The following is a 21,935-nucleotide window of genomic DNA, read 5'->3' on the forward strand; positions in this document are numbered from 1 at the left end:
GGGCACCGCTCCGGGGCCGTCCACACGGCCCGCGCCGGGCCCGGCAGCGGGAGACTCCGCGGGTGTGGCATGGGGTCATGGACCCGACCACCATCACGATCTCCCAGCCCGAGGACATCGTCGCCTACCTGCCCTACCGGCTCGGTTTCCGGCCGCGTGACTCGGTGGTGCTCCTCGCGATGTGCGGGGCGCGCAACCGCCTCGGTCTCGTCACGCGGGCCGACCTCACCCACATCGGCCACCCGCGGCTCGGTGCGGCGCTCGTCCGGGACGTCGCGCGGCTCATGGAGGAGGAGGGTGCCCACGACGTCTTCGTCGTCCTCTACAGCGACCTGCCACGGGACCGGCTCTCGGCGGACCCGCTCGTGCGTCGCGCCGTGGAGCACCTGCGCACCCTGACCTCCTGGGCCGACCCGCCCGGCCCGTGGGTGGTGGGCGCCGGCACCTACGGCTGCTGGGGTACGGGGGAGGAGTGCGCCCCGGCCACCCGGGACGTCGCCGAGCTCGACCAGCGGCCCGTCGTCGCCACGCTCGTCCTCCACGGGCTCGCTCTCGTGCCCGCACGGGAGGACCTCGCGGTCGCCCGCACCACCGACGCGGAGCGGCGCCGCAGTGCCACCCGTGCCGTCCGGGAGGGACGTCGCCGGCTCGCCGGGCTGCGCGCCCGCAGCGGCGGGGGAGCTGCGGTCCCGGGCGCTGCGTTCGGGGTCCCGGGCGCGGTGCCCGCCGTGGACCAGCGCGAGATGGACGAGTGGCGGGAGGAGGAGCGTCGGCGCTGGGAGCGGCTGGTGGCCCTCGCCGTGCGCGGCGCCGTCCTGCCCGCCGGCGAGCTGGGGCTGCTCGCCGCCGCCCTCGAGGACAACACCGTGCGGGACAGCGTCCTGTGCTCGGTGGTCCACCCGCTGTCCGGGCGGGTGCTCGACCGGGCGCGGACCGAGGAGATCCTCGACCTCGCCATGCTCCCCGGTGGGCCGCCGCCCGACCAGGACCGCGTGGAGCCGGCGGCGGCCGTCCTGCGGGCCCTGGCTGCGTGCGTGCCGGGCCGCTCGGGGGCGCTGGCGCTCGGTCTGCTCGCCTGGATCGCGTGGTGGTGCGCCGACGGCGCGCGCGCCGACGTCCTCGCCCGGCAGGCGCTGCGGGCCCGACCCCGGACCCGCCTCGCCGAGCTCGTCGACCAGGCGCTCGCCGCGCGCCTCCCGCCGGGCTGGGTCCGGGCCGGCTCGGGCGACCCGGCGGCCCCGGGGCCGCCGATCCGGTAGCGTCAGCGCACACGGAGCAGGCCCAGGACGTCCCGGCGGGGAGCCGGAGGATGGAGTGCTGAATGACGGTCGTCGTGGGCTACCTCGCAACGCCGGAGGGTGAGGCGGCGCTGGAGACCGGCGTCGCGGAGGCCCGGCGACGGGACGCGCGCGTCGTCGTCGTCATCTCCCGCCGATCCCGCCAGGAGCAGCACGCCGATGTCGACGCCGAGCTCGAGGCCCTGCGCGACCGCCTCGACGACGCCGAGGTCGCCTACGACGTGCGCCAGCTCGGTCGCGGCAACGACGTCGCCGCCGACCTCGTGGAGACCGCCGAGGAGACGGGCGCCGAGCTCATCGTCATCGGGCTGCGGCGCCGGTCGCCGGTCGGCAAGCTCATCCTCGGCTCCAACGCCCAGCGCATCCTGCTCGACGCGCCGTGCCCCGTGCTCGCGGTCAAGCCGCCCTCCGCGGAGCGTCGCTCCTACTGACTCCCGCCGCCGGCCGGGGAATGCCGGGGCACCGCCCGGCGTTGTGACGGTGGCTGCCGATCGAGAGATCCGTCCTCGCTCAACCGTCGCGAGCGGGCACGGCGAGTTATAATTGTAGGCAGCGCACCGGCCAGCAGCCGGAACCCCCATTCCCCTCCGAAAGGCTTTCTGTGTCGTCGCACGCCCAGAGCACCTCCAGCCGCACGCACGCCGCGCGCACCTCAGCCGGCAGCACGACCGCGTCGGTCGAGGAGTCGTCGACGAGGACCCGGGCCAAGGCGCCCGCGAAGTCGACCACGGCCAAGAAGCCCGCGGCGAAGAAGGAGACGACCACGGCTACCAAGCGCACGACCACGAAGTCCACGACCGCCAAGAAGACCGCCCTCAAGGCCGTCCCCGACGTCGAGGAGACCGAGGAGGTGACCGAGGCCGCCGCCGCGCCGGAGGCCGAGGCCACGACGACCAAGGAGTCCGGCTTCGTCGTCTCCGACAACGACGACGACGACGCCCCGGTCCAGCAGGTCGTCACCGCCGGTGCGACCGCCGACCCGGTCAAGGACTACCTCAAGCAGATCGGCAAGGTCGCCCTTCTCAACGCCGAGCAGGAGGTCGAGCTCGCCAAGCGCATCGAGGCCGGCCTGTTCGCCGAGGAGAAGCTCGCCGCCGAGGACGTCAGCGGCAAGCTCAAGCGCGAGCTCGAGTGGATCGCCAACGACGGCCGCCTCGCCAAGAACCACCTCCTCGAGGCCAACCTGCGCCTCGTCGTCTCCCTCGCCAAGCGCTACACCGGGCGCGGCATGCTCTTCCTGGACCTCATCCAGGAGGGCAACCTCGGTCTCATCCGCGCCGTCGAGAAGTTCGACTACACCAAGGGCTACAAGTTCTCCACGTACGCCACCTGGTGGATCCGCCAGGCGATCACCCGCGCCATGGCCGACCAGGCCCGCACCATCCGTATCCCGGTGCACATGGTCGAGGTCATCAACAAGCTGGCCCGCGTCCAGCGCCAGATGCTCCAGGACCTGGGCCGCGAGCCCACCCCGGAGGAGCTGGCCAAGGAGCTGGACATGACGCCCGAGAAGGTCGTCGAGGTCCAGAAGTACGGCCGCGAGCCGATCTCCCTGCACACGCCCCTCGGAGAGGACGGCGACAGCGAGTTCGGCGACCTCATCGAGGACTCCGAGGCCGTCGTCCCGGCCGACGCCGTGAGCTTCACCCTCCTCCAGGAGCAGCTCCACCAGGTGCTCGACACGCTCTCCGAGCGCGAGGCCGGCGTGGTCTCCATGCGCTTCGGCCTCACCGACGGGCAGCCGAAGACCCTCGACGAGATCGGCAAGGTCTACGGCGTCACCCGTGAGCGCATCCGCCAGATCGAGAGCAAGACGATGTCCAAGCTCCGCCACCCCAGCCGCTCGCAGGTCCTGCGCGACTACCTGGACTGAGCCCGCGCGCACGACGAGGGCCCGCACCGGACGGTGCGGGCCCTCGCCTCGTCTAGGGGCGTGCCGCGTGACGGTCGGCGTTGGCGTGGACGGCGTCGCGCACGTACTGCGCGAGCCCCGGCCGGATGTCCTCGTAGGTCCTCGCGAATCGCGGGTCGCTGACGTACATGTCCCCGAGGTTGCGGTGGAACTCGGGCGTGAGGTCGTAGAAGCGCTCGTGGATGTGCCGCCGGGCGCCCTCCGCGGCGTCCATCGCCGCCTCGCTCGTCGGCGGCAGGCCGGCCTCCATCGCGGCGACGAAGGCCGCGTTGACCTCCTCCGACTCCGCCTTGATCTCCTGCCAGTCGGCCTTGGTGTAGCGGGTGGTGCGCTCCTGGGACTGCCGCCACGCCTCGGTGTCGCCCCAGCGCTCCTGCGCCTCGCTGGCGTACTCGTCGCTGAAACCGTCCCCGAACAGCTCGCGCTGCTCCTCCTTGGTGAGGTTCACTCCGGTCATCTCTCGCTCCAGTGCTCGGTCGATGGCGGTGACGAGCTCGGCGAGCTCGTCCAGCCGGGACATGACCGCGGACCGCTGCCGCCGCAGGTGCTCGAGGCGCGCCGGCCGCGTGCCGTCGTCGAGCAGCCCGGCGATCTCCTCGAGGGAGAAGCCGAGCCTGCGGTAGACGACGACGTGCTGCAGCCGGGAGACGTCCTCCTCGGTGTAGAGCCGGTAGCCCGCGTGGCTGCGGGCGCTCGGGCTGAGCAGGCCGATCGCGTCGTAGTGGTGCAGCGTGCGCACCGTCACGCCGAAGCGCTCGGCCACCTGGCCCACCGTCAGCACCGTGACGACTCCCGTTCTCTCGGTCATGCCTCCACCGTGGCGCCTCACGCCGCGTGAGGGTCAAGACCATTGTCGGGGGCGGGCGATGGCAGGGAGGACTGTCGGGCCTGCCCTCTACGATCGAGGCGTGAGCACCGACACCTCGTCCACGTCCCTCCCGCTGGGCCTGCGCGCCTCCGACCTCGTGACCGCCGCGGCCACCGGGCTCCTCACCCTGCCCGACCCGGCCCGCCGCACCCCGCTGACGCGCTTCGGGCTGCGGACCGCGATCGCCGGGACCACCGGTGCCGGGGTGTGGTTGGGCACGGCGGAGGACCGGGACGCCACCCTGGACCTCCCCTCGCGCGTCGCGTTCACGGCCGGTGCCGTCGGGCTCGTCTACGGCGCCGCCGAGCTCGGCGAGACGATGGACCGCGCCCTGCAGCGCCGGCTCGTGCGTGCCGGCGTGCGCCGCCCGCGTCTGGCGATGGCCCTGGCCGGGGTCGGACTCTCGCTCGCGATGTCCCTCCTCGAGCGCCGGGGTGCGGGCACCGGGGCGGTGGAGGAGGCTCCCGAGGGCCCCACCCTGCGCCCCCTCCCGCAGCCCGTGCACGAGCTCGTCAGCGCGATCCTCGCGCACACCGAGGACCACGACTCCCTGCGGCTGCGTGCCCAGCTCGCGCGGGCGAGCGAGGAGGTCTGGGGCGAGCCCGAGGAGGCGCCGCGCCTCGTCGCGATCGCCGTGCCCGACGACGTGCCGCTGGCGGTGCCGCACACCTTCACCTTCCCGGTGAGCGCCCGCTTCACCACCCCCCGCGGCGTGCCGTGCACCGCCGAGGTCCTCGTGAGCGAGGGCCGCCTCTTCGCCGTCGTCGTCGACATCGACGGCAAGGCGTGGGAGGTCCTCGCCGAGGACTGGGACCCGGCCGGTGGCGACCCCGACCCGCTCGCGGACGCGACGCTGCCCCGGGTCTCGGACGTCGTCCTCGTGGCCGAGTCCCGGGGCTGACGCTCACACGTCCTTGCCGTAGGCGAGGGACCGGCGCGACTCCCGGTAGCCGAGGCCGGTGTACAGGTCCAGCGCCCGGTTCGGGTTCTCGACGTCCACGCCGAGGTCCGCCCGCTCGATGCCGTCCTCCCGCAGCGCCCGCATGGTCGCCGCCAGGAGGGCGGTGGCCACACCCGCGCGGCGCCACGGCCGCCGGACACCGAGCAGGTCGGTCCAGCCCGCCGAGTAGCCCTGCGCCGTCCAGTCCTGCTCGTAGGCCGAGGTGAGGCTGTACCCGGCGACCTCCTCGCCGTCGAGCACCGCGAAGCTCCACGTCGGCCGGAAGTAGCGCCCGCCCACGCTCTGCCGCGCCCAGTTCTCCGGGTCACGCGGCTCGCTGCCCCAGTGGTCGGCGAAGGCCTCGTTGTGGGCGAGCCGGATGCGCTCGCTGAGCGACGCGTCGTAGGGCACGAGCCGTAGCCCCTCCCGCAGGGCAGGGGTCGGGACGTCGCCGCCGAGGGGGCGGGTGAGCTCGAGGTAGACGCGCAGGCGGCGGAAGCCCGCCCGGTGCAGCAGCCGCTCGGTGGCGGTGAGGCCGTCGTCGACGTGGACGAGCACCCGTCCGGGCCCGGTGGACCGGGCGGCGGCGATCTTCTCCCGCCCGAGGCGCTCCTGCCAGGCGAGCAGCTCGCGGCCGACGCCCTGGCCCCGCCACTGCGGGTGCACCCCGCCCCAGCAGAAGGCGCGCATCGTGCGCACGTCACCCGGGAGCACCTGGACGTGCCCGAAGGCGCGGGGGACGCCGTCGTCGTCCACGCCGATGGTGCTGTCGCGGGAGGGGTCCTTCCACGAGCCGTCGAGGAGCTCGTCGTGGAGGTCCTCCGGGGTGTACCGCTCGGCGGGGTCGTCGGCCGCCTCGATGGCCTGGACGAGCTCGTGCCAGGCGGGGACGTCGTGCGCGGTGATGGGCCGCCAGCGCAGGCCGGCGACGGGGGAGGGCGGTGTGCTCATGGCGCGGAGGCTACGGGCCAGGGGCCTCGCCCGTCACGAGAAATAGCGGAAGCGCCGGCGCCCCGGGGGGCGCCGGCGCTTCCGGGCAGTCGGGGGAGGGGGTGTCAGCTGGCGTTGTCCTCGGTGAGACGGTGCGTCTCGTCCTGGATGGCGGTCGCGACCCCTTCGAGCGCCTCGGCGTGCTTGCGGGCGTGGTGCGCGCAGAAGAGCAGCTCCCCTACGGGCAGACCCACGCGCACGTACGCCTGGGCGCCGCAGCGGTCACAGCGGTCCTGTGCGGTCAGTGGGGCGGTCATCGTTGCGTTCACATCTGCATACAACCACGACTGCGCGGGAAACTTCCCCGGGACGGTGCCCCGTTCGCTGGCAGCGGACCGGGTGGCGGAACCCCGTGACGAGGGTCACGACGGCGCGGGCCCGCGGGTGCTCCCCGTCACCTCCTCACGGGGTGACCTTGCCCCGTCCCGCGGGTCAGTCCGCGGAAGCGGGCGAAGTGGTTCGTATGATCGCCGGGTGCCTCCCAAGTCGACCGCCTCGCCCGCGCAGTACACCGCCCGCCACCTCTCCGTGCTCGAGGGGCTGGAGGCGGTCCGCAAGCGCCCGGGCATGTACATCGGCTCGACGGACTCGCGTGGGCTCATGCACTGCCTGTGGGAGGTCATCGACAACGCGGTCGACGAGGCGCTGGAGGGGCACGGCGACTCGATCGACGTCGTCCTCCACCCGGACGGTTCGGTCGAGGTCCGGGACAACGGCCGCGGGATCCCGGTCGACACCGTCGACTCCGTCGGGCTGAGCGGGGTCGAGGTCGTCTTCACCAAGCTCCACGCCGGCGGCAAGTTCGGCGGCAGCTCCTACGCCGCCTCGGGCGGCCTGCACGGCGTCGGCGCGTCGGTCGTCAACGCCCTGTCCGCGCGGCTGGACGTCGAGGTCGACCGCGGCGGCAAGACCTACCGGATGACCTTCCACCGCGGCGAGCCGGGCACCTACGACGACCGTGCCGGCGCCGGCCCGGAGGCGCCGTTCTCGCCGTTCGTCGACGCGAGCGAGCTCGCCGTGGTCGGCAAGACGCCCCGTGCCCGCACCGGCACCCGCGTGCGCTACTGGGCCGACCCGCAGATCTTCCCCTCGACGTCCCAGTTCTCCTACGACGAGCTCGTCACCCGGGCCCGTCAGACGACGTTCCTCGTCCCCGGGCTGACCATCACGGTGCGGGACGAGCGCCGCCTGCCCGGCACGCCCGGGGAGGAGGGCCCGGTCGAGGAGGTGTTCCGGCACGACGGCGGTGTCGTCGACTTCGCCGAGTTCCTCGCCACCGACCCCGCCGTGTCCGACATCTGGCACCTCACCGGCAGCGGCACCTTCACCGAGACGGTCCAGCAGCTCGACGCCTCGGGCCACCTGCGCCCGCAGGAGGTCGAGCGCACGTGCGAGGTCGACGTCGCGCTGCGGTGGGGACAGGGGTACGAGACGACGGCCCGTTCGTTCGTCAACATCATCGCCACCCCCAAGGGCGGCAGTCACCTCACCGGCTTCGAGCAGGGGCTCGTGCGCACGGTCCGCAAGCAGATCGAGGCGAACTCCCGGCGCCTGAAGGTGACGGCGAAGGACCCGAAGATCGAGAAGGACGACGTCCTCGCCGGGCTCACCGCCGTCGTCACCGTCCGGCTGCCCGAGCCCCAGTTCGAGGGCCAGACCAAGGAGATCCTGGGCACGGCGCCGGTGCGCGCCATCGTCGCGAGCGTCGTCGACAAGCAGCTCACCGAGATCCTCACCTCACCCAAGCGCCACGAGAAGGCGCAGGCCGCCGCGGTGCTGGAGAAGGTCGTGGGGGAGATGCGCGCCCGTGTCCAGGCGCGGCTCACCAAGGAGATCTCGCGCCGCAAGAACGCCCTGGAGAGCTCGCGGCTGCCCGCCAAGCTCGCGGACTGCCGCACCGACGACATCGAGCGCTCCGAGCTGTTCATCGTCGAGGGTGACAGCGCCCTCGGCACGGCCAAGCTCGCCCGGTCCAGCGACTTCCAGGCGCTCCTGCCGATCCGCGGGAAGATCCTCAACGTCCAGAAGGCCTCGCCCGCCGACATCCTGCGCAACGCGGAGGTCGCCTCGATCATCCAGGTCATCGGCGCCGGGTCCGGGCGCACCTTCGACCTCGACGCCGCTCGTTACGGCAAGGTCATCCTCATGACCGACGCGGACGTCGACGGCGCCCACATCCGCACCCTCCTCCTCACCCTGTTCTTCCGGTACATGCGTCCGCTCGTCGAGGCGGGGCGGGTGTACGCGGCCGTGCCGCCGCTGCACCGGGTGGAGATCACCGGCTCGGGCGGGAAGAAGGGGGAGAAGGTCTACACCTACTCCGAGGCGGAGCTCCACCAGCTGCTGCGCAGGCTCGAGCGCCAGGGCAAGCGCTTCAAGGAGCCGATCCAGCGCTACAAGGGGCTGGGCGAGATGGACGCCGACCAGCTCGCGGAGACGACGATGGACCCCGCGCACCGCACGCTGCGGCGGGTGAGCATGGCCGACGCCGAGGCGCTGGCCGAGGCGGAGCGGGTCTTCGAGCTCCTCATGGGCAACGACGTCGCCCCCCGCAAGGACTTCATCGTCGCCGGCGCCGGCCAGATCGACCGGGACCGCATCGACGCGTGAGGCGTCCCGCCCCGACCACCACCGCCAGCGCGCCTTAGGATTCCGTCATGCCCGACCTCCCCGACCGCGCCGCCCCGCCGGCCCACGCCGCCGTCCCCGCCCCCCACCTGGGCCTCACCTGGCGGCCCCTCACGACCGATGACGCCGACCTCGTCCACGCGCTGACCGAGCGCTGCGAGGCCGTGGACCAGCCCGTCCTGCGCACGGCCCGGGCCCAGGTGGAGGACGTCCTCGGGCGCCCGGCGACCGGCATGAAGGCCGACAGCCTGGGCGGGTTCGACGCCTCGGGCGAGCTGCGGGCCGCGGCGTTCGTCCACGCGCCGCTCGGCGACGAGACGCACGCCCGCGTGTTCATCAGTGCGTCGGTCGACCCGTCGTGGCGCGGGCGCGGCATCGGCCGCGCGCTGCTCACCTGGCAGGACGACCGCGCCCGCCAGATCCTCGCCACCCTCGACCCCCGCCTGCCCGGCCGCATCGCCGCGTACGTCGACGAGGACCTCGAGGACCGCCGCCGCCTGTACGCGGCTGCCGGCTTCAGTCCCAAGCGCACGTTCCGCGAGATGCGGCTGCGGCTGACCGAGCCGCCCGTCGCCGTCGACGTCCCCGAGGGCTACGAGATCCGGCAGTGGAGCCCGGAGATCGACGACGCGGTGCGCGACGCCCACAACGAGGCCTTCCGCGACCACTGGGGCTCCCAGCCCGTCGCGGAGTCCACCTGGGCGGCCTCGCACCGCTCGCTCGAGGCGGCGTGGAGCGTTGTCGCCGTCCACCTCGAGACCGGCAGCGTCGCGGGCTACGCGCTGACCGCCCGCCACGAGCACCAGTGGGAGGCGCTGGGCCACTCCGAGGGCTTCACCGAGCTGCTCGGCGTGCTCCGTCCGCACCGCGGCTCGGGAGTGGCGCGCGCGCTGCTCGCCGCGGTCCTCACCGCGCTGTACCGCGACGGCATCGAGGTCGCCGCCCTCGACGTCGACATGGAGAACCCCTCGGGCGCCCACCGCTTCTACGAGCGCATGGGCTACGAGCCGCAGGGCGCGCGGATCCTCTACACGATCGAGGTGTGACGCGTCCCGCTCGGCGGTCCCGCCGGTAGGCCGTGACGCGGTGACCACGTATCGTCGGACCATGCTCGAGGACTACGACGGCGCCACCCGCGCCCCGGCGCCCGGCGCCGGTGCGGACGGGGCCGGTGTGGTGCTGCCGCACGGGCACGACCTGCGGTGGCAGCGGCTGACTCTGGAGAACAACGACGCGCTCGTCGAGCTCCTCGGTCGCATCGAGGAGCACGACGACCCGCCCTACCGGACCACGGCAGAGGAGTCCGCGGAGACCTTCGTCGCGGTGGGGGCCGACGCCGGCAACGCCAAGGTCATCGGGATCGACGCCGACGGCGTGCCCCGCGCCTACGCGATCGTGCGGGTGCGGCCCACGGCCGGCACCTACCGGGCCCTGTGCGACGGCGGCGTGGACCCCGCGTGGCGCAGCCGCGGCATCGGCGCCGCCCTGCTGGACTGGCAGCTGCGCGCCGCCCGCGCCATCCTCGACGCCGCCGGGCAGGGCAGCGCCCTGGCCGTCGTCCACGTCGAGGACAACATGAGCCACGCACAGGCCATGCTGCGACTCGCCGGGTTCGTGCCCACCCGCTGGTACACCGAGATGCGCCGGGACCTCGCGCTCCCGCTGCCGGACGTCCAGCCGAAGGGCAAGGTGACGATCGAGCCGTGGGACCCGGCCCTGGACGACGCCGTCCGCCGCGCCCACAACGACGCCTTCAAGGACCAGTGGGGCGGGGAGCAGCACACCCCGGAGACCTGGGTGCAGGGCCGGACGTACTTCGCCCCGCAGTGGAGCTTCATCGCCCTGGACCGCACGAGCGACCGGGCCCGGGTGGCCGGCTACCTCATGTCCGGTCGCTACGAGGGCGACTGGGAGGCGCAGGGGTGGACCGAGGGCTACACCGAGATCCTCGGCGTCCGCGAGGAGTGGCGCGGCATGCGGGTGGCCACGGCGCTCCTCGTCACCGCGATGCGCGCCTACGCCGCCGACGGCATGCAGTACGCGGGCCTCGGGGTCGACTCACCGGCACCCGACGGTGACTTCGGCCTGTTCGGCCAGCTGGGCTACGAGCCCACCCGACACTCGCTCATGTTCACCCGTTCCGTCTGACGCCCGGACCCGTCTCCCGGTCACCGAGCGCTGAGGCCGCCCCGGGTGTCACCCCCACGGGGGTGCGGCGCGCCGGGTCGTGGAAGACCCCGGGTGTCAGGGACGGCTCGGTGGGTGGTGCTGGGCCCGGGCTCCTAGCCGATGGCGGCGACGGGGGCGGGCAGGGGGCGGCCGGAGCCGTCGCGGCGCTCGTCGACGTCGGGCAGGTCGACCGGCTGGCCCCCCGCGCCGACCGCACGGATCGGCTCGAGGCCGACCCACGCCGTCGTGACGGTGTCCTCCCCGCGGAGGAAGCGCTGCGCGCGGACGCCGCCCGTGGCGCGGCCCTTGCCGGGGAAGCGGTCGAAGGGGGTGACCTTCGCGCTGCCCGGCACGGTCCCCGGGAGGGCGGTGGAGGAACCGGCGACGGTGACGACGAGGCTGCGGGAGACGTCGTCGGGGTGGACGACGCCGAAGCCGACGACGCGCGCGTCCTCCGGCATCCTGACCCCGGCCATGCCGCCCGCTCCCCGCCCCTGGGGGCGGACGGCGGAGGCCGGGAAGTGGAGCAGGTGCGCCTCGGTCGTCACGAGCACGAGACGGTGCTCGTCGGGCGCGTGCGCGGCCCCGACGACGGCGTCACCGGGCTTGAGGGAGATGACCTCCCAGGCGTCGCCCTTGCCGGGGCGGTCGCTCGGGCTGACGCGCTTGACCGTGCCGCCGGCCGTGGCCAGGGCCAGGGGCGGTGCGTCGTCGTCCAGGCGGGTAAGGCCGGCCACCCGCTCACCGGGTTCGAGCTGGAGCAGCTCGCCGATGGGAGCGCCGCCGGACAGCCCCGGTGCGGAGTCGGTGGGCGGCAGCGCGGGGGCGTCGAGGACCGAGAGTCGCACGCAGCGCCCGCTGCTCAGCACGACCCCGACGTCGCCGCGGGTACGGGCCGGCACGGCCGCGGCGATGGCGTCGTGCGCCACGCGCGGGCCCAGGCGCGGCGGCTCCTGGGCGCTGCGGGCGAGCAGCCCGGTACCGGACAGTGCCACCCAGCACGGCTCGTCGGGGATCTCCAGCGGCACGCTCGTCCCGGTGCGACGGGCGGAGGCCGCCGAGCCGGTGGCCGGACCGCCGGCGTGCTCGAGGAGGACGGTGCGCCGCGGGGTGCCGTGCATGGCGGCGACCTCGGCCAGCTCGTCGCTCACCACCTGCCGCAGCAGCGCGTCGTCGGCGAGGATCGCGCGCAGCTCCTCGATCTCGCGGGCCAGCGCGTCGCGCTCGGCCTCGAGCTCGAGGCGGGAGAACTTCGTCAGGCGGCGCAGCCGCAGCGCGAGGATGTAGTCGGCCTGCGGCTCGGACAGGTCGAAGACCATCATGAGGCGCTGGCGGGCGGCGTCGGCGTCGTCGGAGGAGCGGATGACGGCGATGACCTCGTCGATGTCCGCGATCGCGACGAGCAGGCCGGCCACGAGGTGGGCGCGCTCGATGCGCTTGGCCAGCCGGTGCTCGGTGCGGCGGCGCACCACGTGGAGGCGGTGCTGGACGTAGACCGACAGCAGCTCGCGCAGGCCCAGGGTCTGCGGCTGCCCGTCGACGAGCGCGACGTTGTTGATCCCGAAGGAGTCCTCCATCGGGGTGAAGCGGTAGAGCTGCTCGAGGACCGCCTCGGGGTTGAAGCCGTTCTTCACCTCGATGACCAGACGCAGGCCGTGCGCGCGGTCGGTGTAGTCGGAGGCGTCGGCCACACCCTGGAGCTTCTTGGCGTCCGCGGCCTCCTTGATCTTCTCGAGCACCCGCTCCACGCCCACCTGGTAGGGCAGCTCGGTGACGACGATGGCCTTGCGGCGCGCCGTGACGTTCTCCAGGTGGGTGGTGGCCCGGGTGCGGAAGGACCCGCGGCCGGTGGCGTAGGCGTCTCGGATGCCGTCGAGGCCGACGATCTTGCCCCCGGAGGGCAGGTCGGGCCCGGGCACGAAGCGCATGAGCTCCTCGAGCGTCGCGTCCGGCTGGGCGATGAGGTGGCGCGCCGCGGCGACGACCTCGACGAGGTTGTGCGGCGCCATGTTCGTCGCCATCCCGACGGCGATCCCCGACGCGCCGTTGACGAGGAGGTTGGGCATGGCCGCGGGCAGCACGGAGGGCTGGACGAGCTGGTTGTCGTAGTTCGGGACGAAGTCGACGACGTCCTCGCCGAGGTCCGCCGTCATGAGCAGCGCCGCGGGCGTGAGGCGCGCCTCGGTGTATCGGGGGGCCGCGGGGCCGTCGTCGAGGGAGCCGAAGTTGCCGTGCCCGTCGATCAGCGGCACCCGGAGGGAGAAGTCCTGCGCCAGGCGCACGAGCGCGTCGTAGATGGCGGTGTCGCCGTGGGGGTGGAGCTTGCCCATGACCTCGCCGACGACGCGCGCGGACTTCACATGGCCGCGGTCCGGGCGCAGGCCCATGTCGTCCATCATGTAGAGGATCCGCCGCTGCACCGGCTTGAGGCCGTCGCGGGCGTCGGGCAGCGCGCGCGAGTAGATCACCGAGTAGGCGTACTCCAGGAAGGAGCCCTGCATCTCGGTCGAGACGTCGATGTCGACGATCTGCTCCGGCACGGGCGGCGGAGGGGTGCTGCGGCGTGGCATGGGGCCATTGTCCCCCGACACGGGCGCCCGCCCGTGCAGCACCCCACGCCGTGTCCGGGTCCGCGTCGGACCCGGCGGGTAGGTTGGACGCATGAGCGAGGACGCGCCCCCGTACCCCGCGCACTGGGAGGCCGACGTCGTGCTGCGCGACGGCATCCCGATGCACATCCGTCCCATCCGGCCGGAGGACGCGCCCGCGCTCCAGGCCATGCACCAGCGGCAGTCGCCGCTCTCGCAGTACTACCGCTTCTTCGCCCCCATGGAGCGACTCAGCGAGCGCGACCTCCACCGCTTCACGCACGTCGACCACGACGACCGCGTCGCGCTCGTCCTCACCAGCGGGGAGGACATCGTCGCCGTCGGCCGGTACGACCGCATCGACGGCGACCTCGCCGAGGTGGCCTTCTACGTCGCCGACTCCGAGCACGGCCGCGGTCTCGGCTCGGTGCTCCTCGAGCACCTCGCCGCCGCGGGACGCGAGCGCGGCGTCGCCCGGTTCACCGCGGAGGTGCTGCCCGCGAACGCCCGCATGGTGAGGGTCTTCAGGGACGCCGGGTACGACGTGCGCCAGGAGCTGGACGACGGCGTGCTCCACGTCAGCTTCCACATCGAGGAGACGGGCCGGTCCTGGACCGTCATGGCCGAGCGCGAGCAGCACGCGGAGTCGCTGAGCATGCGCACGCTCCTGGCGGCCGGGTCCGTCGTCGTCGTCGGCCTGGGCGGCCCCGAGCAGGTCTACGCCGAGCGCGCCGCCGTCGCCGTCCGCGACGGCAGCTTCACCGGCCCCGTCCACCTCGTCGGCCTGCCCGACGGCGGGACGGGCGCCCATGCCTCGCTCACCGCGCTCGCCGAGCACCTCGGGGCGACGGAGTCCACCGCCCCGGACCTGGCGGTCGTCGCGGGGGAGCCGGACGCCGTCGTCGGGGCCGTCCCGGAGCTCGCGGCGCTGGGTGTCCACGCCGTCGTCGTCCTGTCCGGCGGCTTCGCCGAGGGGGACGACGCGGGGCGGCAGCGGCAGGAGGAGCTGGTCCGCCGCACCCGGGCGGCGGGGATGCGTCTGCTCGGTCCGGCGTCCTACGGCGTCGTCGCCACCGGTCCCGCGGGACGGCTGGACGCCACGGTGCGCCACGGCATCGGGCAGGGCGGCCTCGCCCTGTTCTGCCAGTCCGCCGCCGCTGGCAGCGCGCTCCTCACCGCCGTCCAGCAGCGGGGCATCGGGCTGCGCAGCTTCGTCTCCGCGGGCAACCGCGCGGACGTGTCGGGCAACGACACGATGCAGGCCTGGCAGGACGACCCCGGCATCACCGCCGCCGTCGTCAACCTCGAGTCGATCGGCAACCCCCGCAAGTTCTCCCGCATCGCGCGGCGGCTCGGGGCGACGGTCCCGCTCGTCACCGTGCTCAGCGGGCAGACCGGTCAGCAGGTGCCCCCGGGCCACGCGGTCCGCACCACGCGGGAGCCGCAGCGGGTGCTCGCGCAGATGCTCGACCAGGCCGGGGTGGTGCGCACCCGCACGACCCAGGAGATGCTCGACCTCGCCCAGCTGCTCGTGTCCCAGCCGCTGCCGCGCGGGCCCCGGACGGCGGTGCTCGCCAACTCCGGTGCGCTCACCACCGCCATCGCCGGCGCGGCGCGCGGCCACGGCCTGCACCCGGTGCCCTGCGGTGCCCTGCCCACCCTCGCCACGGGGGAGGACTACGCCCGTGAGCTGGCCCGCCTGCGGGAGGACGACTCGTGGGACGCGCTCGTCGTCGCGCACGTCCCGCCGTTGGGCGACGGCGACGCCGGGGTGTGGCGGGCGCTCGCGACGGCGGCCACGGGGGAGGACCGACCGGTCCTGGCGGCCGTCCAGGGGCTGGTCGGCCTCACCGACGAGCTCACCGGCGACGGTCGCACCGTGCCGGCCTACGCGACGACCGCCGACGCCGTCGCGAGCCTCGCCGGGGCCGTCGCCCACGCGCGGTGGCGCGACGCGGACCGCGGTGAGCTCGTCGACCCCAGCGGCATCGCCCCCGCCCGTGCCCGCGAGCTCCTCGCCCCGGCGCTGCGCGGGCTCGGGCCCGGCGAGGTCGCGCGGCTCGGGCCCGACGCCGTCGCCGAGCTCCTCGCCTGCTACGGGCTGAGCCTCGTCCCCTCCCGCACGGCGCGGACGCCCGAGGAGGCGGTCGCGGCCGCCCAGGCGCTCGGCTGGCCGGTGGTCCTCAAGACCCGCGACGAGGTGCTGCGCCACCGCGCCGACCTCGGCGGCGTGCGCCTGGGCCTGCGCACCGCCGGGGAGCTCACCGCCGCGATGGCCGCGATGACCCGCGACCTCGAGGCGGTCGGCCGTCCCGGGCTCGGGGTCGAGGTCCAGGCCATGGCCCCGCCCGGCGTCGCCTGCGTCGTGCGCGGCACGGAGGACGACCTCTACGGGCCCGTCGTGTCCTTCGGGCTCGGCGGGGACGCCGTCGAGCTCCTCGACGACGTCTCCTACCGCATCCCGCCGCTCACCGACGTCGACGTCGCCCAGATGGTCCGGGCGGTCAAGGCCTCCCCCCGGCTCTTCGGCCACCGCGGCCTGCCGGTCATGGACGTCAAGGCCCTCGAGAACGTCGTGGCGCGCGTCTCGGTGCTCGTCGACGACCTGCCCGAGGTGCGCCAGATCCTCCTCAACCCCGTGCTCGTCGGACGGCGTGGGGCGGCCCTCCTCAGTGCGGTCGTCGAGGTCGCCCCGCCCGGGCGGGCCGACAGCGGACGACGCGTCCTGCCCGGCGTCGGCGCAAGTGGTGTCAAGATGGAGCCGTGGATCGCCGCAACGTGACGAACGACCTGCAGTCCCGCCTCCGTGCCGACCTGGACCGCGCCGGCTACTACCCGCGGCTCGTCCAGGGGGTGCTCGACATCGCGCTCGCGGGCGAGGAGGTCCGGGCCTACCTCGTGCACCCCGAGACGACCTTCGACTCCCGTGAGGTGCGCCGCCACCTCACCGCCCTGGCCCTGACACCCACCCGGCTGGTCATGGCGCACGTCGACGACGTCCCCGGCAACGAGGTGCCGTCGGCCGCCGCGACCACCGAGGCGGTACCCATCGACCGCATCGCCTCCGTCGCCCTCACCCACGGGGTGAGCGACCCCGCCGGCACCCACGGGGGGCTGCGCTCGGACGACCTCACCATCGCCGTCACCTGGGGCGGTGCCCAGCAGGTCGACCTCGCGCCCGCCGGCTGCAGCGACCCCGACTGCGAGGCGGACCACGGCTACACCGGCCTGCTCACCCCCGAGGACGTCGTCGTGCGGGTGAGCGCCCAGGCGGAGGGCGCCGAGGCGCTGGAGCACGCCCTGGCCTTCGCTCGCGCGCTGTCCGCCGCGACGGTGTCGTCGACGTGACCGAGCTCCCCCCGGACCTGCGCCTGCCCGACTACGACGGCGCCGGGCTGCGCGCCGTGCTGCCCGCCGCCCTCGACGCCATCGGTGCGCCGACGCGGAGCGCGGGCCGCAGCTCCGCCGACGACCGGGAGGCCCTGGGCCTGCCGCAGGCCCGCAAGGTGTGCGTCGTCCTCGTCGACGGGCTGGGCGCGCGCATGCTCGCCGAGCGTGGCGGGCACGCGCCGTTCCTGCGCCGGCACCTGGCCGACGGTCTCACCCTCACGAGCGGCTACCCCTCGACGACGGCGGCGAGCCTCACGATGTTCGGGACCGGCTGCCCGCCCGGCCTCACCGGCATGCTCGGGTACACGGTCCGCAACGATGCCGACGGCTCCCTCCTCAACCTCGTCAGCTGGGAGGAGGCGACCGTCGCCCCGCGGGAGTGGCAGCCCGAGCCCACCCTCGTCGAGCAGCTCGGCACCGAGTCGTGGGGCCGGCGCGTGGCGAGCGTCGGGCCGGCGCGCTTCGTCGGCTCCGGGCTCACCGAGGCCGCGTTGCGCGGCCCGCGCTTCGTCGCCGCCGACTCCATGGCCGACCGCGTGGACGCCACCTGCGCGCTGCTGCGCACCCGCGGCACCGACCTCGTCTACCTCTACTGGGGCGACGTCGACAAGATGGGCCACCAGCACGGCTGGGGATCGTGGCAGTGGGGCGAGGCCGTCGAGCTCGTCGACGCCGAGATCTCCCGGCTCGCCCGCCAGCTGCCGAAGGGCACCCTGCTGCTCGTCACCGCGGACCACGGCATGGTCGACCTCGGACCCGACTCGCGGATCGACGTCGCAACGACGCCCGAGCTCGACCGCGACGTCGCCCTCATCGCGGGGGAACCGCGTGCCGTCCACGTCCACACCGAGCCCGGGACCGCCGAGGACGTCGCCCGCCGCTGGCGTGACGTCCTCGGGGACACCGCGTGGGTGCTGCTGCGCGAGCAGGCCGAGGAGGTCGGCCTGTTCGGCCCGCTGAGCGAGCGCCACCGCACGACGGTGGGCGACGTCGTCGTCGCGACCCGGGGCCGGCGCGCCGTCGTCGACTCGCGCACGCAGACGCCGTCGTCGATCGCGCTCGTCGGTGTCCACGGCTCGCTCACCCCCGCCGAGCTGGAGATCCCGCTCGTGCGCGTGGTGGTGTGATGGCCGAGCTCGTCTTCTTCGCCGGGACGATGGACTCCGGCAAGTCCACCCTCGCGCTGCAGATCGACCACAACTACCGCCGGCGCGGGCTGACAGGCCTCATCTACAGCCGCAACGACCGCGCGGGCAGCGGTGTGCTCTCCTCCCGGCTGGGGCTGTCCGTCGCGGCCGTCGAGGCCGACGACGCGACCGACTTCTGGCAGGAGGTCGTCACCCGCCGCACCCACGGGGAGCGCGTGGACTACCTCGTGTGCGACGAGGCGCAGTTCTACAGCGTCGCCCAGGTCGAGCAGCTGGCCCGGCTCGTCGACGACATGGGCGTGGACGTCTTCGCCTTCGGCATCACCACCGACTTCCGCACCCGGCTGTTCCCCGGCTCCGCGCGGCTGCTCGAGCTGGCCGACCGCGTCGAGCAGCTCCAGGTCCAGTCGCTGTGCTGGTGCGGGCGTCGGGCCACGCACAACGCGCGCACCGTGGACGGGCGCATGGTCACCGAGGGCGAGCAGGTCGTCGTTGGGGACACCGAGGCGGAGCCGGAGCCGGCCGGCGGAGTGGGCTACGAGGTGCTGTGCCGCCGCCACCACGTGCGCCGCGAGACCGCCGCCGTCGCCGGCGCCGCCGAGCTCAGCCCCGAGACCCTCCCCCTCGGCTGACCGACCCCCACCCCCACGCCCCACACCCCGCCAATTGGTCAGTTCGACGACGCGGGAACCGCCGTGAGCGTCGCTGGAGCGACCAATTGCGAAGTTTTGGGGGGCGCGGGCTACTCGGGCTTGGCGCCGAAGACGATCTCGTCCCAGCTCGGGACGCTGGCGCGGCGCCCCCGGCTCGGGCGTCGCTTGGCGTCCTTGGCCTCGCCCTCGCGGCGCTGGGCCGGGCCCTGCGCCGCCCGGCGCCCCTGACCCTCGCCCGTGCGCGGCGCGGCCGACTCCTCGGCCCGCGTTGCCGCGGGCGTCGCGGGAGCCGGAGCCGGAGCCGGAGCTGGAGTCGGGACGGGAGGTTCGGGCTCCTCGACGGCGGGGCGGGCGTCGCGCGGCATGGGCAGCACCTGGGCGTCGACCGCCTCGTGGCTGCGTGAGGCGGGCGGGTGGGCGGCCGGGGGCAGCCCCCAGTCGTCGTCCTCCTCGGCCGGCTCGAGCTCGGGGCGCGTGCCGCGCGTGGCACGCAGCTCGGCGAGGAGGTCGTCGGTGCTCGCCGCCGGCAGGTCGCCGAAGCCGAGATCCTCGGGCTCGGCGTCGCTGAGGTCGGCGTCGACGGCCGCGAGGGCCGGGCCGAGGTCACCATCGGCCTCGACGTCGTAGAGCCGTACCGGCATGAGGTGGCGGCGGGAGGGGCTCGCGGGCGCCACGTCGGTCTCGGAGAGCCAGCGGCCCTCGTCGTCGAGCGCGTGGGTGGTGCGGGCGGCCATGTCGACCTCCCAGCGGGCCTCGCGGTGCTTGTCGCCGGCCGTGAAGCGCGCGACGAGCTCCCACGTGCGGTCCTGGCCGCGCACGGCGTCCCACTCGATGTCCGGCTCGCGCACCCCGCGGGTGGCCAGCCGGTCCAGGACGAGGTCACCCAGCGAGGGGGAGTCCTCGGCGCGTCCGACGGTGAAGCGGCGTGCCTGCTCCACCACCCAGCTGCGCTCGGCGAGGACCGGGCCCTCGTAGCGCTGGACGTGCTCCACGGGCAGCCCGGCGGCCTCAGCGACCTCCACGGCCGTGGACCCGGCACGGATGCGCGCCTGGATCTCCTTGGGCCGCAGGCCTGCACCGGCGCGGATCTGCTCGAGCTGGGGCCGGTCGCGCCGGACGGCAGCCCGCAGCGCGTCGTCGACCAGCAGGCGGTAGCGCTGGCCGTCCGGTCCGGCGAGCGTGAGGTGCTCGCCGTCGCTGTGCAGCCCGACGAGTTCGAGCTCTAGCATGTCGTCCCCCTTCGAGGTATGGGTCGAGGGTGCCACCGCTCGCGGCCCGGATGCCGGATTCCCGCCGGTGTGTTCTCGAGGGTGCTGACAGCATGGACCAGTGCGGCCGCCGGACCGGGGAGGTCCCCCGGCGTGGCACGACCGCCCGACGCCGCCGAGGAAGGACGCCATGACCGACACCACCGCCGTCAGCCAGGAGCTCATGGGGATCGCCGAGACCGTTGCCCGGGAGGCGGGCGACCTCGTGCGCGCCGCGCTCGGCGGGTCGGTCACCGTGGCCGCGACGAAGAGCAGCGGCGTCGACCTCGTCACCGAGGTGGACCAGGCGGCCGAGTCGCTCATCCGCCGCCGCCTCGCGGAGCTGCGCCCCGAGGACGGCGTGCTCGGGGAGGAGGAGGGCTGGCAGGCCGGTTCCTCGGGACTCGTGTGGGTGGTCGACCCCATCGACGGGACGACGAACTTCGTCTACGGGCTGCCCGGCTACTCGGTGAGCATCGCCGTGGCCCGCGCCGAGGGCGAGGACCCCTTCGCCTGGGAGCTGCTCGCCGGCGCCGTGCACGCCCCGGCCACCGGACAGACGTGGACCGCGGCCCGCGGCGGCGGTGCCTACGCCGACGGCGAGCGGCTCACCATCGGCGCGCCGTCCCGGCTCGCCACGGCGCTCGTGGGGACCGGCTTCGCCTACACCGCCGACCGCCGGGCCGGGCAGGCGCAGGTCCTGACGGCGCTGCTGCCCGAGGTCCGTGACATCCGCCGGCTCGGCTCCGCGGCGATGGACCTGTGCCTCGTCGCCGCCGGTGCCATGGACGTCTTCTTCGAGCGCTACCTCAACCCGTGGGACATGGCGGCGGGCGCGCTCGTCGTCGCCGAGGCGGGCGGGGTCGTCGAGCGGGTGGGGGAGGGCGTCGAGGGGCTGACCGTCGCCGGTCCGGCCGCGCTCGTCGAGGAGCTGCTCGCCGTCGTCCGTCCCGCGCTGCGCTGACGGCGCGTCCCGCCGGGAGATTCCGGTCACACCCGATCGCGACCTGGACTCGACAACGCGCGGGTTCGGGCGGAAACTCGGCACTTCGAGCGGTCCCGACCGCGACGGCGAGCGACCCGATGGTGCACAATCCGGGTGCCACGGGAACAACGAGCGGCCCTCGACGTTCCTGAGGTACGGCACGCGTGCCGTGCCCCTGACACAACTAAGACGAACCGGAGCGTGACGTCTACATGGCGACCGACTACGACGCGCCTCGCAAGAACGAGGAGGACCTCTCCGAGGACTCGATCGAGGAGCTCAAGGCCCGGCGGGCCGAGAAGAGCTCTCCCTCGGTCGACGAGGACGAGGCGGAGGCCGCCGAGGGCTTCGAGCTCCCGGGTGCGGACCTCAGCAACGAGGAGCTCTCCGTCCGGGTGCTGCCGCGCCAGGCCGACGAGTTCACCTGCTCGCGGTGCTTCCTCGTACACCACCGCAGCCAGCTCGCCTACGAGGACGGCGGCCAGCTCGTCTGCTCGGAGTGCGCTGCCTGACCTGCCCGTCCCAGGGCCGCGGCCAGCTCGGCAGGACGTCGGCTGGCCACGAGCCAGTAGGGCGTCGGGTCCTGCGGGTCCACAACCTCCACACGCACTCCCTGCCGCACCCACGGGCGGTGGCAGAGGAAGGCGCGGGCATCGGCCTGCGGGCCCATGGCCGCCCCCATCGCATCGGCGTCGAGCACCTCGGTCCCCCCGAGGTGCACGACGCCGATTCGTGCGTTCGCGGCGTGGAGCACCGGTCCCGTGCCCAGCTCCTCGTCGCCGAGCTCGACGACGACACGCGGTGAGGTGACGAGCAGGCCGACGACGACGGCGACCGCCGCCACCGCGCCGACGACGTAGCCGGCCGTCGCGCTGAAGGGCCACACGAGCGCGCCGACGGCTGCACCGGCCAGTGCGCCGAGCACGAGGTTGACCGGTCGGGGCCGCAGGCGCTCGGAGAAGATGACGGAGTCCACGGCTCTACTCTCCCACCCCCAGCTCCGCAGTTGGTCGGTGGACCGACGCCGCCGGGCGCTCAGGCGTCAGCAGACCGACCAGGTGCGCCGTTGGGGGGAGCGGGGCGGGCTGGACGGTGGTTGGGGGAGGGGCGCCGGGGTCA

18 protein-coding genes and 1 pseudogene are annotated in these 21,935 nt (G+C 74.3%); 13 read left to right on the top strand and 6 right to left on the bottom strand.

The features are described from left to right. The first annotated feature begins 77 nt into the window (after positions 1-77). The 3 genes and pseudogenes from GD632_RS07535 to GD632_RS07545 all read left to right on the top strand — a co-directional run. A complete protein-coding gene (locus tag GD632_RS07535) occupies positions 78-1,259 on the top strand; it encodes a DUF4192 domain-containing protein (RefSeq protein ID WP_193311390.1) in 1,182 nt (393 codons plus the stop codon). A gap of 62 nt (positions 1,260-1,321) precedes the next feature. Then, the gene (locus GD632_RS07540; RefSeq protein WP_152190497.1) at positions 1,322-1,729 is read left to right on the top strand and encodes a universal stress protein; all 408 of its coding nucleotides are present in this window, start codon (positions 1,322-1,324) and stop codon (positions 1,727-1,729) included. A 221-nt stretch (positions 1,730-1,950) separates the two neighbouring features. Then, a pseudogene (locus tag GD632_RS07545) lies at positions 1,951-3,171 on the top strand (RNA polymerase sigma factor); the annotation flags it as partial. 52 nt (positions 3,172-3,223) lie between these two features. Here GD632_RS07545 and GD632_RS07550 read toward each other — a convergent pair. Then, positions 3,224-4,018 carry a MerR family transcriptional regulator gene (locus GD632_RS07550; protein WP_152190501.1) on the bottom strand — a complete coding sequence of 265 codons (795 nt, stop codon included), beginning with the start codon at positions 4,016-4,018 and terminating at the stop codon, positions 3,224-3,226. Between the two features lie 100 nt (positions 4,019-4,118). Here GD632_RS07550 and GD632_RS07555 point away from each other — a divergent pair, with 100 nt between their 5' ends. Further along, complete coding sequence (locus tag GD632_RS07555) at positions 4,119-4,979, top strand: hypothetical protein (RefSeq protein ID WP_152190504.1); 861 nt, start codon at positions 4,119-4,121, stop codon at positions 4,977-4,979. Positions 4,980-4,982: 3 nt separating this feature from the next. On the opposite strand, the gene GD632_RS07560 is transcribed toward GD632_RS07555, so the two are convergent. Both GD632_RS07560 and GD632_RS07565 read right to left on the bottom strand, forming a co-directional pair. Beyond that, positions 4,983-5,969 carry a GNAT family N-acetyltransferase gene (locus tag GD632_RS07560; RefSeq protein ID WP_152190506.1) on the bottom strand — a complete coding sequence of 329 codons (987 nt, stop codon included), beginning with the start codon at positions 5,967-5,969 and terminating at the stop codon, positions 4,983-4,985. A gap of 104 nt (positions 5,970-6,073) precedes the next feature. Next, complete coding sequence (locus GD632_RS07565) at positions 6,074-6,265, bottom strand: DUF7455 domain-containing protein (RefSeq protein WP_152190508.1); 192 nt, start codon at positions 6,263-6,265, stop codon at positions 6,074-6,076. A gap of 217 nt (positions 6,266-6,482) precedes the next feature. Between GD632_RS07565 and GD632_RS07570 the strand changes: the two genes are divergently transcribed. From GD632_RS07570 to GD632_RS07580, 3 genes are all read left to right on the top strand, one after another. Next, positions 6,483-8,618 (top strand): DNA gyrase/topoisomerase IV subunit B, encoded by a 2,136-nt coding sequence (locus tag GD632_RS07570; RefSeq protein WP_152190510.1) that lies wholly within the window; start codon positions 6,483-6,485, stop codon positions 8,616-8,618. A 47-nt stretch (positions 8,619-8,665) separates the two neighbouring features. Continuing rightward, the gene (locus GD632_RS07575) at positions 8,666-9,682 is read left to right on the top strand and encodes a GNAT family N-acetyltransferase (RefSeq protein ID WP_152190512.1); all 1,017 of its coding nucleotides are present in this window, start codon (positions 8,666-8,668) and stop codon (positions 9,680-9,682) included. 61 nt (positions 9,683-9,743) lie between these two features. Further along, on the top strand, positions 9,744-10,784 hold the full coding sequence (locus GD632_RS07580) for a GNAT family N-acetyltransferase (RefSeq protein WP_226924734.1): 1,041 nt from the start codon (positions 9,744-9,746) through the stop codon (positions 10,782-10,784). Positions 10,785-10,918: 134 nt separating this feature from the next. On the opposite strand, the gene GD632_RS07585 is transcribed toward GD632_RS07580, so the two are convergent. Further along, the gene (locus GD632_RS07585; protein WP_152190514.1) at positions 10,919-13,375 is read right to left on the bottom strand and encodes a DNA gyrase/topoisomerase IV subunit A; all 2,457 of its coding nucleotides are present in this window, start codon (positions 13,373-13,375) and stop codon (positions 10,919-10,921) included. 91 nt (positions 13,376-13,466) lie between these two features. On the opposite strand from GD632_RS07585, the gene GD632_RS07590 reads away from it, so the two are divergent. From GD632_RS07590 to GD632_RS07605, 4 genes are read left to right on the top strand one after another with little or no spacing between them, the layout of a single operon-like run. Then, complete coding sequence (locus GD632_RS07590) at positions 13,467-16,175, top strand: bifunctional acetate--CoA ligase family protein/GNAT family N-acetyltransferase (RefSeq protein ID WP_152190516.1); 2,709 nt, start codon at positions 13,467-13,469, stop codon at positions 16,173-16,175. Further along, a complete protein-coding gene (locus GD632_RS07595) occupies positions 16,157-16,741 on the top strand; it encodes a DUF5998 family protein (RefSeq protein ID WP_152190518.1) in 585 nt (194 codons plus the stop codon). The genes GD632_RS07590 and GD632_RS07595 overlap by 19 nt, the downstream gene beginning before the upstream one ends. Further along, positions 16,738-17,910 carry an alkaline phosphatase family protein gene (locus GD632_RS07600; RefSeq protein WP_152190521.1) on the top strand — a complete coding sequence of 391 codons (1,173 nt, stop codon included), beginning with the start codon at positions 16,738-16,740 and terminating at the stop codon, positions 17,908-17,910. Before GD632_RS07595 ends, GD632_RS07600 begins: the two co-directional genes overlap by 4 nt. Then, positions 17,910-18,563, top strand: coding sequence for a thymidine kinase (locus tag GD632_RS07605; protein ID WP_152190523.1), 654 nt, complete (start codon positions 17,910-17,912; stop codon positions 18,561-18,563). The genes GD632_RS07600 and GD632_RS07605 overlap by 1 nt, the downstream gene beginning before the upstream one ends. A gap of 110 nt (positions 18,564-18,673) precedes the next feature. Here GD632_RS07605 and sepH read toward each other — a convergent pair whose 3' ends face one another. After that, complete coding sequence (gene sepH / locus GD632_RS07610; protein WP_152190526.1) at positions 18,674-19,813, bottom strand: septation protein SepH; 1,140 nt, start codon at positions 19,811-19,813, stop codon at positions 18,674-18,676. A gap of 169 nt (positions 19,814-19,982) precedes the next feature. On the opposite strand from sepH, the gene GD632_RS07615 reads away from it, so the two are divergent. After that, positions 19,983-20,795 (top strand): inositol monophosphatase family protein, encoded by an 813-nt coding sequence (locus GD632_RS07615; RefSeq protein WP_152190528.1) that lies wholly within the window; start codon positions 19,983-19,985, stop codon positions 20,793-20,795. 233 nt (positions 20,796-21,028) lie between these two features. After that, positions 21,029-21,328 carry a DUF4193 domain-containing protein gene (locus GD632_RS07620; protein WP_110850981.1) on the top strand — a complete coding sequence of 100 codons (300 nt, stop codon included), beginning with the start codon at positions 21,029-21,031 and terminating at the stop codon, positions 21,326-21,328. On the opposite strand, the gene GD632_RS07625 is transcribed toward GD632_RS07620, so the two are convergent. After that, complete coding sequence (locus GD632_RS07625; RefSeq protein ID WP_193311392.1) at positions 21,283-21,792, bottom strand: DUF3093 domain-containing protein; 510 nt, start codon at positions 21,790-21,792, stop codon at positions 21,283-21,285. The genes GD632_RS07620 and GD632_RS07625 overlap by 46 nt on opposite strands. Positions 21,793-21,935: the final 143 nt, after the last annotated feature.

Origin of the sequence: Georgenia satyanarayanai (assembly GCF_009193135.1) — a bacterium.
In the GTDB taxonomy this organism is placed as follows: domain Bacteria; phylum Actinomycetota; class Actinomycetes; order Actinomycetales; family Actinomycetaceae; genus Oceanitalea; species Oceanitalea satyanarayanai.